Annotated in this window: 15 protein-coding genes; 11 read left to right on the top strand and 4 right to left on the bottom strand. The window is 68.6% G+C overall.

The window, feature by feature from the left end; genetic code table 11:
• The first annotated feature begins 7 nt into the window (after window positions 1–7).
• Entirely contained in the window at window positions 8–394 is a 387-nt protein-coding gene (locus GGR03_RS11490) for an RNA-binding S4 domain-containing protein (protein ID WP_183208163.1), read from the top strand.
• 59 nt (window positions 395–453) lie between these two features.
• On the opposite strand, the gene fdxA is transcribed toward GGR03_RS11490, so the two are convergent.
• The gene (gene fdxA / locus GGR03_RS11485) at window positions 454–792 is read right to left on the bottom strand and encodes a ferredoxin FdxA (RefSeq protein WP_183208161.1); all 339 of its coding nucleotides are present in this window, start codon (window positions 790–792) and stop codon (window positions 454–456) included.
• 434 nt (window positions 793–1,226) lie between these two features.
• Between fdxA and GGR03_RS11480 the strand changes: the two genes are divergently transcribed.
• Window positions 1,227–1,595, top strand: a complete 369-nt coding sequence (locus tag GGR03_RS11480) for a hypothetical protein (RefSeq protein WP_183208160.1) — start codon at window positions 1,227–1,229, stop codon at window positions 1,593–1,595.
• A gap of 12 nt (window positions 1,596–1,607) precedes the next feature.
• On the opposite strand, the gene GGR03_RS11475 is transcribed toward GGR03_RS11480, so the two are convergent.
• A complete protein-coding gene (locus GGR03_RS11475; RefSeq protein WP_183208158.1) occupies window positions 1,608–2,012 on the bottom strand; it encodes a nuclear transport factor 2-like protein in 405 nt (134 codons plus the stop codon).
• A 285-nt stretch (window positions 2,013–2,297) separates the two neighbouring features.
• On the opposite strand from GGR03_RS11475, the gene GGR03_RS11470 reads away from it, so the two are divergent.
• From GGR03_RS11470 to GGR03_RS11430, 9 genes are all read left to right on the top strand, one after another.
• Window positions 2,298–3,956: an ABC transporter substrate-binding protein gene (locus GGR03_RS11470; RefSeq protein WP_183208156.1), complete on the top strand. Its 1,659-nt coding sequence runs from the start codon at window positions 2,298–2,300 to the stop codon at window positions 3,954–3,956.
• A gap of 73 nt (window positions 3,957–4,029) precedes the next feature.
• Window positions 4,030–4,974: an ABC transporter permease gene (locus tag GGR03_RS11465; protein ID WP_183208154.1), complete on the top strand. Its 945-nt coding sequence runs from the start codon at window positions 4,030–4,032 to the stop codon at window positions 4,972–4,974.
• A gap of 4 nt (window positions 4,975–4,978) precedes the next feature.
• A complete protein-coding gene (locus tag GGR03_RS11460; protein WP_183208152.1) occupies window positions 4,979–5,866 on the top strand; it encodes an ABC transporter permease in 888 nt (295 codons plus the stop codon).
• Between the two features lie 2 nt (window positions 5,867–5,868).
• The gene (locus GGR03_RS11455; RefSeq protein ID WP_183208150.1) at window positions 5,869–6,924 is read left to right on the top strand and encodes an ABC transporter ATP-binding protein; all 1,056 of its coding nucleotides are present in this window, start codon (window positions 5,869–5,871) and stop codon (window positions 6,922–6,924) included.
• Window positions 6,921–7,118, top strand: coding sequence for a hypothetical protein (locus GGR03_RS11450; protein ID WP_183208147.1), 198 nt, complete (start codon window positions 6,921–6,923; stop codon window positions 7,116–7,118). The genes GGR03_RS11455 and GGR03_RS11450 overlap by 4 nt, the downstream gene beginning before the upstream one ends.
• The gene (locus tag GGR03_RS11445; RefSeq protein WP_425486712.1) at window positions 7,115–8,560 is read left to right on the top strand and encodes an amidase; all 1,446 of its coding nucleotides are present in this window, start codon (window positions 7,115–7,117) and stop codon (window positions 8,558–8,560) included. Before GGR03_RS11450 ends, GGR03_RS11445 begins: the two co-directional genes overlap by 4 nt.
• On the top strand, window positions 8,553–9,545 hold the full coding sequence (locus tag GGR03_RS11440; RefSeq protein ID WP_183208145.1) for an ABC transporter ATP-binding protein: 993 nt from the start codon (window positions 8,553–8,555) through the stop codon (window positions 9,543–9,545). Before GGR03_RS11445 ends, GGR03_RS11440 begins: the two co-directional genes overlap by 8 nt.
• 74 nt (window positions 9,546–9,619) lie before the next feature.
• The gene (gene cnbZ, locus GGR03_RS11435; RefSeq protein ID WP_183208143.1) at window positions 9,620–10,375 is read left to right on the top strand and encodes a 2-amino-5-chloromuconate deaminase CnbZ; all 756 of its coding nucleotides are present in this window, start codon (window positions 9,620–9,622) and stop codon (window positions 10,373–10,375) included.
• Window positions 10,376–10,643: 268 nt separating this feature from the next.
• Window positions 10,644–12,386 (top strand): DEAD/DEAH box helicase, encoded by a 1,743-nt coding sequence (locus GGR03_RS11430; RefSeq protein ID WP_183208141.1) that lies wholly within the window; start codon window positions 10,644–10,646, stop codon window positions 12,384–12,386.
• A 109-nt stretch (window positions 12,387–12,495) separates the two neighbouring features.
• On the opposite strand, the gene GGR03_RS11425 is transcribed toward GGR03_RS11430, so the two are convergent.
• Window positions 12,496–12,915 (bottom strand): hypothetical protein, encoded by a 420-nt coding sequence (locus GGR03_RS11425; RefSeq protein ID WP_183208139.1) that lies wholly within the window; start codon window positions 12,913–12,915, stop codon window positions 12,496–12,498.
• A gap of 67 nt (window positions 12,916–12,982) precedes the next feature.
• Window positions 12,983–14,002, bottom strand: coding sequence for an NADP-dependent oxidoreductase (locus GGR03_RS11420; RefSeq protein ID WP_183208137.1), 1,020 nt, complete (start codon window positions 14,000–14,002; stop codon window positions 12,983–12,985).
• Window positions 14,003–14,015: the final 13 nt, after the last annotated feature.

Raw genomic sequence — 14,015 nt, 5'->3', positions numbered from 1 at the left:
CGACGCGATGGCTGAGTCCGGGCAGCGCGTCGACAAATGGCTGTTCTTCGCCCGGGTGGTGAAGTCGCGCAGCCTTGCCCAGAAGCTGGTTCAGTCGGGCGGCGTCAGGGTCAATCGTGACAAGATCGACAGCGCGGCGCGGCTCGTGCGGCCGGGCGACACGCTGACGATCAGCCTGAAGAGCGGTATCCGCATCCTCACCATTCGCGATCCGGGGGTCCGTCGTGGACCGGCGAGCGAAGCGGCCGGCCTCTTCGAGGACATCACCCCGCCGCCGCCCAAGCCGGACGATACGCCGGCCGGGCAGGAGACCGGCTACCAGCCGTCCGAGCGCCCGCCCAACAAGCGGGAGCGTCGCCGGCTCGACCGGCTGCGGGGCGACGGCTACGGGTGAGGGAGGTCAAAGTCCACCCGCGGCCGGCCGGGGCCGCGAGTGGGGCGTGATCGGCAGACTCAGTCGCCCTGGCCGGGCTCCGGCGAGAAATATTTCTCGAACTTGCCTTCCTCGCCGTCATGCTCCTTGGCGTCGCCCGGAGCCTCGCGCTTGATCGTGATGTTCGGCCACTTCTCGGCGTATTCGGTGTTGATCTTCAGCCATTTGTCGAGGCCCGGCTCGGTATCCGGCTTGATCGCCTCGGCCGGGCATTCCGGCTCGCAGACGCCGCAGTCGATGCACTCGTCGGGATGGATGACGAGCATGTTGTCGCCTTCGTAGAAGCAGTCGACCGGGCACACCTCCACGCAATCCATGTATTTGCAGCGGATGCAGTTGTCGGTCACGACATAGGTCATGGACGGTCCCTCGGCATGGCCCGGGCAGGCGCCGGGCCGGTCGTTCAGCCGTGCCGGCACCACCGGCGACAGCCGGCATCCGCACGTTTCGGCCCGGAGTTAGACGCTCCCCGAAACGCTGACAAGGGCAAAGCATGTCGCGCAAGGCCGCTGCCGGCGAAAGGAATTCCCCGGCGTGGCTCGGGCGGCCCTTTGGCCATCATGCCGCAGAGGGCCGCCAGACGACTGCCGGCAGGCCTGCCTCGCCCCGGCGCCGGGGAAAGGCTCCTCCGGCTCGCCAGGCGCGGCCATTTGCGCGAAAGCCCGGCTTCAGGTCCTTGATAAGACGATCCTTCACCGAACCGTGTCTGCAAACGCTCGCTGAATGATTGCGCCGGCCAAGAATCGCCAGCGTTGCTGTGCAGACTACCGGTGATCGTCAGGGGGACGTCCGGGTGCAATTTTCCGATCTCAGTCTGGTGTTGCAGATCGTCACGGCGCTGATCTCGTCGTGGATATCGCTGCTCGTGATCTGGGCCCTTGCCATCGAGATATTCTCCGCCCCCCGCCGCGCCGGGCGTCTGGCGCGGGGGCTTCGTGCCTTCGCGACGCTGGCGCCGGCCTGGCTCCTCGCCCAGGGTTACGTGGTCGCTATCGCCAAATGGTTCGCCACCCAGAACAGCGTCTCCTGGGTCGGTCTCGGCGAGCTTCTCTGGGCGCTCGCTCCCGGGCTCAACCTGATCTACGCCTATGACTGGGCGCTGGAACTTCTGGCCTTCAAGGCTGCCTTCGTCGCCGCGCTGTTCGGGTTCTGGCGCGCCTAGCGGGACGGGTGGTCAGGCCGTGCGTGCGCATGACGGGTCGAGGATCCACTCGGCGCTGTCGTTCCAGACATCCGTTTCGAGAATCAGCCCGTCTTGGACGACGAAACGATCGACATAGCGGTTGTGGTCGAAGGGCGTGCCGTCGGGCCATTCGCCGTAGAGATAGCCAAGGCTGTAGACGATGGTGCCTTCGGCCCCGCCGGGGACGACGTCGTAGCGCTCGATCCGCTTCTTCACCCATCGGTATCGCGCCGCGTTGAACGAGGTCGGGCCACTCGGGTCGTGGAAGACGCGTCCGCCGGTGAAGCGTGCGACGAAGCCTGGTGCGACAAAACTCGCCGCGCGCGCCGGGTCGGGCGCCATCGAGGCCTCGAGATAGGCCTTCACCGCTTCCAGATCGCCTGCCGCGTCCGACATCCCGTCCTCCTCGACCTTCACCCGGGCCTTGGATCAGCACCCCTGGCCTGACCCGGCGCGAGGCGATCCCCACAAGTCCAAACTACACCGCCGGTTCGACGACGCCAGGGTGAAAGACGCGCGATGTCCAATCGGTATGCATGCCTATATTATGGGCGCTTTGCTGCCGGTTTGTCTCCCTCGCCCCGTTTCTGCCGCCTTCCCAGACGCTGCAAGCGGAGCTGCGGTGTGGCACGGTCATTGCATCATGTTCCTCGTCGAAGCTTGGCGAGAGGAAATTCACGCATGCAGAAAATCAGCTCCACCTTCCTGGAAGGCACCGCCCTTGCGGCCCTGCTCCTGTTGGCATCGCTGCCGGCGCATGCCCAGACGGAGTCGGTGCTGCGCATCGGCATGACGGCAGCCGACATCCCGCGCACGCTCGGCCAGCCGGACCAGGGATTCGAGGGCAACCGCTTCACCGGCCTGACCATGTACGACGCCCTGACCATGTGGGACCTGTCGTCGGAAGAGGATGCGTCCGTCATCATTCCGGGCCTCGCCACCGAGTGGGCCGTCGACGAATCCGACACGACCAAGTGGACCTTCACCCTGCGTGAGGGCGTCACCTTCCATGACGGCTCGCCCTTCGACGCGGCCGCCGTGGTGTGGAACGTCGAGAAGGTGCTGAAGGAAGACGCGCCGCAATTCGACGCAAGCCAGGTCGGCGTCACCGCCTCGCGCATGCCGACGCTGCGCTCGGCGCGGGTCGTCGACGATATGACCGTCGAACTCACCACCTCCGAGCCGGATTCCTTCCTGCCGATCAATCTGTCGAATCTGTTCATGGCGAGCCCGACCCACTGGCAGGCGATCTATGACGGGCTGACTGACGTGCCCGAGGCCGAGCGCGCTGCCGCCGCCTGGGAACGCTTTGCTGCCGACGCTTCCGGCACGGGTCCGTGGAAGATGGACAATTTCGTGCCGCGCGAGCGCCTCGAACTGGTGAAGAACGAGGAATATTGGGACGAGGCGCGCGTACCGGGCGTCGACCGGATGGTGCTGCTGCCGATGCCGGAAGCCAATGCCCGGACCGCAGCGCTCCTGTCCGGGCAGATCGACTGGGCCGAGGCGCCTTCGCCGGACGCCATTCCGGAGATCGAAGGCCGAGGCTTCGTCATCGAGGCCAACGAGCAGCCGCATGTCTGGCCCTGGCAGTTCTCGCGCATCGAGGGCTCTCCCTGGAACGACCTCAACGTCCGCAAGGCGGCCAATCTCTGCATCGACCGCGAGGGCCTGCGCGACGGGCTTCTCGGCGGGCTGATGGTGCCCGCGACCGGGACGGTCGAGGAAGGCCATCCCTGGCGCGGTAGCCCGACCTTCGAGATCAAGTACGATCCGGAGGAGGCGCGCCGCCTCATGGAGGAGAGCGGCTTTTCCGAGAGCAACCGGCTAACGGTGAAGACCCAGACCTCGGCTTCCGGCTCCGGCCAGATGCAGCCGCTGCCGATGAACGAGTACATGCAGCAGGCGCTGGCCGAATGCTATTTCGACGTCGAGCTCGACGTGGTGGAGTGGAACACGCTCTTCACCAACTGGCGGCGCGGCGCCATGGACCCGACCGCCAACGGCGCGCACGCGACCAACGTGACCTATGCCGCGATGGACCCGTTCTTCGCCATGGTGCGCTTCCTCGACTCCAAGATGGCGCCGCCGGTCTCCAACAACTGGGGCCACATCAACGAGCCGAAATTCGACGAGCTGGTCGCCAAGGCCCGCACGACGTTCGATGCCGAGGCGCGGGACGCGGCGCTGGCCGAGCTGCACGAGGCGTCGGTGGACGAGGCAGCGTTCCTCTGGGTGGCGCACGATGTCGGCCCGCGGGCACTCAGCCCGAAGATCCAGGGCTTCGTCCAGCCGAAGAGCTGGTTCGTCGACTTCTCGCCGATCACCATCGAGGAATAGGACCCAGAGGCAGGGGCGGCTGTAACGGCCGGCCCTGCCTTTCCGACCCCATCGCTCCCATGGAGGCCGGCCCTTGCTTGCCTATGTTCTGAAGCGCGTCCTCTACGTCGTGCCGATCGTCTTCTTCGTCGCCCTGGTCTGCTTCCTGCTCGTCCACATCGCACCGGGCGATCCGCTGGTCTCGATCCTGCCGCCGGATGCCTCGGTCGAGCTCGCCGCGCAGTTGCGCACCGCCTACGGCTTCGACCGGCCCTTGCCGGTGCAGTTCGGCCTGTGGATCATGAAGGCGCTGCACGGCGATCTCGGTACCTCCATCGCCTCCGGAAGGCCGGTGCTGACGGAAGTGATGCGGGCGGTGGGCAACACGCTGCTGCTCGCCGGCGTCGCGGCGTTCATCGGCTTCGTCGCCGGCGTCGTGCTCGGCCTCCTCGCTGGCTACTTCCGCGACACCTTCGTCGACAAGCTCGCCACCGGCATCGCCATCGCCGGCGTCTCGGTGCCGCATTACTGGCTCGGCATGGTGCTGGTGATCATCTTCTCGGTGCAGCTTCGCTGGCTGCCGGCGGTGGGCGCGTGGAGCGGGGACTTCACCTTCACCTGGGACGCGATCCAGTATCTCGTGCTGCCGGCGCTCACCATGGCGGTGATCCCGATGGGCATCGTCACCCGCACGGTGCGTGCCCTGGTCGGCGACATTCTCGGCCAGGATTTCGTCGAGGCGCTGCGCGCCAAGGGGCTGGGCGAGGGGCGCGTTTTCGCCCACGTGATCCGCAACGCCGCGCCCACCGCGATCGCCGTGATGGGCCTGCAACTCGGCTACCTCCTCGGCGGCTCGATCCTGATCGAGACGGTGTTCTCCTGGCCGGGCACCGGCTTCCTCTTGAACTCGGCGATCTTCCAGCGCGACCTGCCGCTGCTGCAGGGGACGATCCTCGTCCTGGCGCTGTTCTTCGTGTTCCTCAATCTCGTGGTCGACGTGGCGCAGGCCGCCATCGATCCGCGCATCCAGCGGAGCTGAGCCGATGGCGATCGCCACCGAAGCCTTCACCCCGCTCGCCCGGATCGAGAAGCCGCGCGGCTACTGGCGCACCGTCGGCGGGCGCCTCGTTCGCGACAGGCTCTCGATGACCTGCGCCGCGGTGCTGGCGCTGATCCTCCTGGCGGCCTTGTTCGCCCCGTGGCTCGGCCTCGCCGATCCCTACCAGGGCTCGATGATCCGCCGGCTTCGGCCGATCGGCACCGAGGGCCACATCCTCGGCACCGACGAGCTCGGCCGCGACATGCTCTCGCGGCTGATCTATGGCGGCCGGCTGTCGCTGCTCATCGGGCTCCTGCCGGTGTTCAACGCCTTCGTCATCGGCACCCTACTTGGCGTCATCGCCGGCTATGCCGGCGGCCTGCCCAATTCGGCGATCATGCGCACGATCGACGTGTTCTACGCCTTCCCGTCGGTGCTGCTCGCCATCGCCATCTCGGGCGCGCTCGGCGCCGGCATCCTCAACTCCATCGTCTCGCTGACCATCGTCTTCATCCCGCCGATCGCGCGGGTGGCGGAAAGCGTAACGACCAGCGTGCGCAGCCTCGATTTCATCGACGCCGCCCGCGCCTCGGGGGCGAACGCGCTGACGATCATGCGGGTGCACGTCCTCGGCAACGTGCTCGGGCCGATCTTCATCTACGCCACCAGCCTTGTCTCGGTGTCGATGATCCTGGCGGCCGGCCTCTCGTTCCTCGGCCTCGGCACGCGGCCGCCGGAAGCTGAATGGGGCCTGATGCTCAACACGCTGCGCACCGCGATCTATGCCCAGCCGTTGATCGCCGCGCTGCCGGGGGTGATGATCTTCGCGGTCTCCATCTGCTTTAACATGCTGAGCGACGGGCTGCGCTCTGCGATGGACATCAGGAGCTGACGATGCGCCAGAAAACCACTGCGCTCGCCGCGACCGACGATGTCGGCGGCGCCCGCCAGCCGCTGCTCAGCATCCGCAACCTCACCAAGCATTTTTCCGGCGGACGGGAGAAGCTGTTCGGCAAGAAGCGCGTGGTGCGGGCGGTGGACGGGGTCTCCTTCGACATCGCCAAGGGCGAGACGCTCGGCGTGGTCGGCGAATCCGGCTGCGGCAAGTCGACGACGGCGCGGCTCCTGATGCACCTGATGCCGCTCGACGGCGGCGAGATGATCTATGACGGCAACAAGGTCGGCCCCGACCTGTCGCTGCGCGAGTTGCGCCGCCGCATGCAGATGGTCTTCCAGGACAGCTACGCCTCGCTCAACCCGCGCCTGACCATCGAGGACTCCATCGCCTTCGGCCCGAAGGTCCACGGGGTCGACGACGGCGCGGCGCGCACGCTCGCCCGCGACCTCCTCGTCAAGGTGGGGCTCGACGCCAACCGCTTCGCCAACCGCTATCCGCACGAGCTCTCCGGCGGGCAGCGCCAGCGCGTCAACATCGCCAGGGCGCTGGCCCTGTCGCCGCGCCTGGTCATTCTCGACGAGGCGGTGTCGGCGCTGGACAAGTCGGTCGAGGCGCAGGTGCTCAACCTCCTCAACGACCTGAAGCGCGAGTTCGGGCTGACCTATCTCTTCATCAGCCACGATCTCAACGTCGTGCGCTACATCTCCGACCGGGTGCTGGTGATGTATCTCGGCGAGGTGGTCGAGATCGGCCCGGTCGAGGAGCTGTGGAACAGCCCGCGCCACCCCTATACCACGGCCCTTTTCGCGGCGATGCCGACCCTCGACCCGGATCGCCGCACCACCGAGGCGCCGATCGCCGGCGATCCGCCCAATCCGATCAACCCGCCATCGGGCTGCCGTTTCCACACGCGCTGCCCGTTTGCCGAGCCGGTATGCTCGGCCACCACCCCGGCCCTCTACGCGGTCGGCCCGGCCCACCAGGCCGCCTGCCACATGGCAATACCGGGCTCGGGACATTCCAAGGCACCCAAAGAGGCAATGGCCGCATGAACGAGAAACTGACAGGCGACACCGTGGCGGCGATGGCCGCCCTGGCCGGGCAGACACTGGCGCCGGGCAGCGCCGAGCGCATCGCGCTGGCGATCGGACCGGCGCTGGCGGGCTTCGCGCCGACCGAGGGAACCCTGCCGTTCGCGGCCGAGCCGTCGGGCTTCGTCGTCGCCCAGCGCGCGGTGCCGTCATGACTGCCATGACCCCGACCGTCGCCGACCCGGCGCTGCTCGACCTCGCCGGCATGATCGAGGCCTTGGCCGCGAGGAAGGTCTCGTCCGTCGAACTGACGCAGGCCTGCCTTGCCCGGATCGCCGCGTGGCAGCCGGTGATCAACGCCTTCATCGCCATCGAACCCGACGAGGCGCTTGCCGCCGCGCGCGAGGCCGACACGCGGCTCTCCGGCGGCGCGGCGAGGGGGCTCCTCGACGGCGTGCCCTTCGCGCACAAGGACATGTTCTACGCCAAGGGCAAGATCTCGACCTGCGGCTCGAAGATCCGCCGCGACTGGGTGGCCGACGAGGATTCGACCGCGTTGCTGCGGTTGACCGAGACCGGCGCGATCCGGCTCGGCACGTTGAACATGGCCGAGTTCGCCTACGGGCCGACCGGCCACAACGTGCATTTCGGCGACGCGCGCAATCCGTGGCGGCCCGCCCACGTCACCGGCGGCTCCTCCTCGGGCTCGGGCGCGGCCGTCGCCGCCCGGCTGACGCCGGCGGCGCTCGGCTCCGACACCGGCGGTTCGGTGCGCATGCCGGCGAATTTCTGCGGGGTGACCGGCCTCAAGACCACCGTCGGCCGGGTCAGCCGCTTCGGCGCGATGCCGCTGTCGCAGTCGCTGGACACGGTCGGCCCGCTCGCGACCTCTGCCCTCGATTGCGGCCTGATCCTTGGGCTGATCGCGGGTGCCGATCCGCGCGATCCGACGGCGTCGGACGTGGCGGTGCCCGACTATGCCGCCGCCTTCGACCAGGATGTCCGTGGCATGCGGCTCGGCGTCCCGTCGCGCTTCTACACCGAGAATCTCGATCCGGAGACGGAAGCGGTCTACCAGGCGGCGCTGGATCTGTTCCGGCAGGAAGGCGTCGAGATCGTCGCGATCGACCTGCCGGACCAGGCCGTGCTGTCGGCCGCCTCGCAGGTCCTGCTCGCGGCCGAGGGCGCCGCCTTCCATCGCCAGTGGCTGCGGGAGCGGCCGCAGGATTACGGCGACCAGGTGCGGGCGCGGCTGGAGAACGGCTTCGCGATTCCTGCGGTCACCTATCTGGAATCGCTGCGCTATCGCGGCATCGCGCTGGCCGAGCATCTGGCAGCGGTGGCCGGGGTCGACGCGTTCCTCGCGCCGGTCAGCGCCAAGGCTTCGCCGACGCTGGAGGAAAGCGATGTCGGCGGCGCGCCGGGCGCCGAGGCGGTGATCCAGCAGATCACCCGCTTCATGCGCCCGATCAATTATCTCGGCCTGCCGGCGCTGTCGGTCCCGTCCGGCTTCACGCGCGCCGGCCTGCCGGTCGGCCTACAGATCGTCGGCCGGCCCTTCGCCGAAGACGTGATCCTGCGCCTCGGCGCCGGCTTCCAGCGCGCCAGCGATTTCCATCGCCAGATCCCGTCGCTGCCGGGAGCACCCGATGAGTGAGGTGCCGGTCAACGCCATCGAGGTCGAGAACCTCAAGGTCCGCTTCTCCGGCAACCGCACCGTGCACGCCGTCAACGACGTCAGCTTCGCGGTTCGCGAGGGCGAGGTGCTGGGCCTGCTCGGCGAGAGCGGCTCGGGCAAGAGCGTCACGCTGAAGGCGCTGATGCGGCTGTTGCCGAAGCGCCGGACGACGATCTCCGGCAAGATCCGCGTTGCCGGCGAGGACGTCGTCGCGATGGGCGACAAGCAGTTGTCGGCGTTTCGCGGCCGGACCGTGTCGATGATCTTCCAGGAGCCGATGCTGGCGCTCGACCCGGTCTATACGATCGGCGCGCAGATCGCCGAATCGGTGGTGCGCCACGAGGGCGTTTCCAACACCGAGGCGCGGGCGCGGGCCCTGGCGATGCTGGAGCGGGTGCGCATTCCCTCGGCCAAGAGCCGGCTCGATGCCTATCCGCACGAAATGTCCGGCGGCATGCGCCAGCGCGCGATGATCGCCCTGGCGCTCGCCTGCCGTCCGAAGGTGCTGCTCGCCGACGAGCCGACGACGGCGCTGGACGCGACGGTGCAGATCCAGATTCTGCTGTTGCTGCGCGAGCTGCAGCAGGAATTCGGCATGTCGGTGATCTTCGTCACCCACGATATCGGCGTCGCGGTGGAGATCTGCGACCGGATCGCGGTGATGTATGCTGGCGAAGTGGTCGAGAACGGCGCGCTGCGCGAGGTCGTCCGCGATCCGCGGCATCCCTACGCGCAAGGCCTGCTCGCTTCGACTGTGCACGGCAATCCGGGCGGCGAGCCGCTGCAGACCATCCAGGGCGCGCCGCCGCCGCTCGACGTCGCGCCGGTGGCGTGCTCCTTCGCGCCGCGCTGCGGCTTTGCCATCGATCGCTGCGTCGTCGCGCCGCCGCCGGTCGCGGAACTCGGGCCCCGCCGGATGGCGCGCTGCATCATCCCGGCCGGCGAGCACGCGGTGCCGGCCTGAATCTGCGGATCGCCGCGATCAATCAATCATGTTCAAAGGTCACCCAAAAGGCTGGCCAGTACGGGAGTGGGCCGATGAGCCTCGTCGAAATGCGGGAAGGCGGCTACGCCTACATCCCGCTGGTCATGCAGTTTTCCGCCGGTGTCGTGGCGCGGCCGGGCTACAGAATGCAGCGCGTGCGGTTCTCGCAGCCGGTGCCGGTCGCGGAGGGCTTCGAGAAGATCGCGGCGCATCTGGCGGCGGTGGGCCGGCCGCTGACCGCCTTCTGCGCCTGTGAGCTCCGCTCGCCGGCACCGTTCACCGAGGAGACCTTCCTCGCCTTCAACCGCGTCTATGCCGGCACGCTGCGCGAATGGGGCGTGATGGAAGGCGATGCCAATCCGGTCGCCCGCTCGCATGTCTGCCCGGCGATCGATCCGCCCGCGACGCCTTCCTTCCACGCCTTCAGTTACACGGTGCCGGACGAGGCGGCAGCGCCGTCCTTCGTCGTTGCCGGCTCCTGCGAGGTCGCGGAGCTCGGCGAGGGCGAATATGTCGACCGGATCGTCCGCCACGGCGATACCAGCACCGAGGGCCTCGCCGACAAGGCGCGCTTCGTGCTGGCCGAGATGGAGCGCCGGCTCGGGCTGTTCGATGCCGGCTGGGCCGATACCACCGCGGTGCAGGTTTATACGGTGCACGACCTCGGCGCGGTCTATGCCGAGTTGATCGGCCCGACCGGCGCCGCCCGTAACGGCCTTGCCTGGCACTACAACCGGCCGCCCGTCATCGGGCTGGATTTCGAGATGGACTGCCGCCGGGTGGAAGCCGAGTTCGTCATCCCGGCCTGATGCGGGACAGGGTGGCCGCTCCCCTTATGCGGGTGGCCGTCCGATGCGGTTTGCGTACAGAGCACCGCGCCCAGTGCCGCCGCCGATCGGCCGACCGGCGCAAGCGGCGTGCGCAATGGCTGCCGCACGCCTCTTGCGCGCGTCGCCATGATTGGCTTCCCGGCAAAAGCTTGATATGCAGCCGGCAACAGTCAAGGCGACATGTCGCCCGCATTTCAGGGAACCGTCGCGCGCATCCGCCCGGTCCCCGCCCGTCTAGGACATTTCCATGCCGCTTCCCACGACGAGCGCTCCGCTCGCCGCCGCCCTTGCCAGCCGTGGCTACACCGACCTCACCGAGGTCCAGTCCGCCGTCCTGAAGCCGGAGGCCGCCGGAAGAGATCTGCTGGTCTCCGCCCAGACCGGTTCCGGCAAGACCGTCGCCTACGGCCTCGCGCTGGCGCCCGACCTGCTCGGCGATGCCGAGACGCTGCCCGAGGCGGGCGAGCCGATGGCGCTGATCGTCGCCCCGACGCGCGAACTCGCCATCCAGGTCACCAACGAACTCACCTGGCTCTACGCCAATACCGGCGCCAAGCTGGCGACGCTGGTCGGCGGCATGGACCCGCGCGCCGAGCGCCGCCTGCTCGGCCAGGGCGTCCACATCGTCGTCGGCACGCCGGGCCGGCTGCGCGACCACCTGACCCGCGGCGCGCTGCAGATCGGCAATCTGAAGGCTCTCGTCATCGACGAGGCCGACGAGATGCTCAATCTCGGCTTCCGCGAGGATCTGGAATTCCTGCTCGAGGCGACGCCCGCCTCGCGCCGCACGCTCCTGTTTTCGGCGACGCTGCCGAAGACCATCATCCAGATGACCAAGCGCTACCAGCAGGGCGCGCTGCGCATCGAGGTGGCGCGCGGCCAGGCCGGCCATGCCGACATCGAATACCGCGCCATCCGCATCGCGCCGAACGAGGTCGAGCACGCCGTCACCAACATCCTGCGCCAGGCCGAGGCGCCGAGCGCCATCGTCTTCTGCAACACCCGCGAGACCGTCCGGCATCTGTCGTCCGCGCTGATCGAGCGCGGCTTTGCCGCCGTGACGCTGTCGGGCGAGCTCGGCCAGGCCGAGCGCAACCAGGCGATCCAGGCGCTGCGCGACGGCCGGGCGCGGGTGTGTGTAGCGACCGACGTCGCGGCGCGCGGTCTCGACCTGCCGAGCCTCGGCCTCGTCATCCATGCCGACCTGCCGAGCGACGCCGAGACGCTGCAGCACCGCTCGGGCCGCACCGGCCGGGCCGGGCGCAAGGGCGTCTCGGTCCTGCTCGTGCCGATCTCGCGCCGCCGCAAGGCCGAAGCCCTGCTCGTCCAGGCCCGCATTAACGCGACTTGGGGCGCGGCTCCCTCGGCCGAGGAGATCCGCGCCGCCGACGAGGCGCGGCTGCTCGCCGACCCGATCTTCACCGAAGAAGCCTCCGAGGAGGATACGGCAACCGCCGCAAGGCTGATCGCCGCCCACTCGCCGGAAGTCCTCGCCGCGGCGCTGGTGCGCAAGTGGCGCGCCAGCCTGCCGTCGCCGGAGGACGTCTTCGAGCCGAATTTCGGCCCGGATCCGAAGGGCGCCAAGCCCGGCGGCCGCGACCGCGACGAGCGCGGCCCCGCCAAGCACGAGCGCTCGGGTCCCTCGGTCTGGTTCCGCATGGATGTCGGGCGGCGCAACAACGCCGATCCGAAATGGCTGCTGCCGCTTCTGTGCCGCCGCGGCAAGATCACCCGCCAGGAGATCGGCGCGATCAAGATCTTCGATCGCGAGACCAAGTTCGAGATCACCGAAAGCGTCGCCAAGCGCTTCGCCGACGCCGCCGCGCACAGCGAGGGCGACGACATCACGATTTCCTACGCCGATGGTTCCGCCGGCCCGGGCGGCCAGGATGGCGAGCGCCGGCCCTTCAAGGGCAAGCCCGTGCACGGCTCGGGCGGGCCTTCCCGCGACAAGCCGCGCCGCCCGCGGCCGAAGAAGCCCCGCGCCTGACAAGCCAAGCCGCGGCGCTTCTTCGGCCGCGGTGCCGGCGGCGGCAAGCGCAGGCCAAGGGCGTCGAGCCCGGCAGCGACGCGAGATAGGTCGGGAAGGCCGCGCGGGGCTAAAGCGTCCGGTCCACGATCGGGTCGTGTACCGTCTCCAGCCAGCTGCCCATCGCCGCGGGATCGCCGTCCACCCGCATCTCGCCTGACTTGAGGAAACCGTCGCGCGCCGCCTGAAATTCCAAGTCGTCGCTGCGCAGGCGGTTCAATGTGCGGGCAGCCGCGGCGGTTATCTCGATCGTCACGTCCCCTCGCTCGCCGTGCCGCGCACCGACCCTGAAAGTCGGCTTGCCGTTCCGGATGTCGAAGCGCAGGCCCTGGACGAGCCCGCCCGGCATCTCCGCCCCATCGGTGTAGCGCTCGACCAGCGACAGGTTGAGATCCGGCGACAGCGGCGCCTGCAAGGCGGCTTCGCGCATCAGCCTGCCGACCATCTCGAACCAGGCGGGGGTTCCCTGGCGCAGCTTGGCATCGGTCATCCGACCATCCTTTCGATGAAGTGCCGGCCTTCGGCCGAAGCGGAACAGGCCGGGGCGTGACCCGCGGTTACGCGACCGTCAGCACGATCTTGCCCTGGATGTGCCCCTCGGCCGCCCGCTCGTGCGCCTCGCGGGCGTCGGCCAGCGGAAAGCTGCTGTCGATCGCCACGCGGATGGTGCCGTCGTCGAGAAGGCGTCCCACTTCCTCCAGCTGCGCCCCGTTCGAGCGGACCTGGGTCGCCGAAACCGTGACGCCCTGCTTCTCGGCCTCCTCGGCGCCGGCAAAACCCAGGGGGAACACCGGGAACAGGGCGCCGCCCCGCTTCAGCGTGCGCAGGAAGCGGCCGGTCGTCGGGCCGCCGACAGCGTCCAGGACAAGATCCACATCGCGCACGACTTCCTCGGGAAGGCTCTTCCTGTAGTCGATGAATTCGTCGGCGCCGAGGTCGCGCAGGAACGTCTCGTTCTTGCCGGACGCGACGGCGATGACGCGCGCACCACGCCACTTGGCCAGCTGCACCGCGAAATGGCCGACGCCGCCCGCTGCGCCGTTCACGAGGACGGTCCGGCCCTCGATCGGCACCGGCTGATGCCGGTTCGGCTGAAGCGGGTTCGGTTCGTCGTGCCCCAGCGCGATCAGATACTGCCACGCGGTCAGCAGCGACATCGGGGCCGCTGCGGCATGGAGATGATCGATGCCGGCCGGCTTGCGGCCCAGCTCCGACGCCGGCACGACGACATATTCCGCATAGGCCCTGCTGCCCCCGGCAAGGCCGCTCGGGAAGCGAACCATCGAATAGACCTCGTCGCCGACGGTGAAGCCCGAGACGTCATCGGCAACGGCAGCCACGACGCCGGAAATGTCGGTTCCGAGAATGACGGGAAACGCAACCTGCGGCTGCCATTCGGGCGGCAGCATCTTGTAGCCGTCGCGCAGATACCAGTCGGGCGGGTTGACCCCGACCGCGTGAACGCGAACCAGCACCTCTCCCGGCTTCGGTTCGGGCTTGGGCGCATCCTCGTAGACCAGCACCTCAGGGCCTCCGAACTCATGCTGGCGGACCGCCTTCATCATTTCTGCCGACATCGCTTCCACCTTC

Origin of the sequence: Aurantimonas endophytica, assembly GCF_014196845.1 — a bacterium.
GTDB lineage: Bacteria > Pseudomonadota > Alphaproteobacteria > Rhizobiales > Rhizobiaceae > Aurantimonas > Aurantimonas endophytica.
Note: the sequence above shows the minus strand (reverse complement) of the source record. Positions and strands in the feature narration are given on the sequence as shown.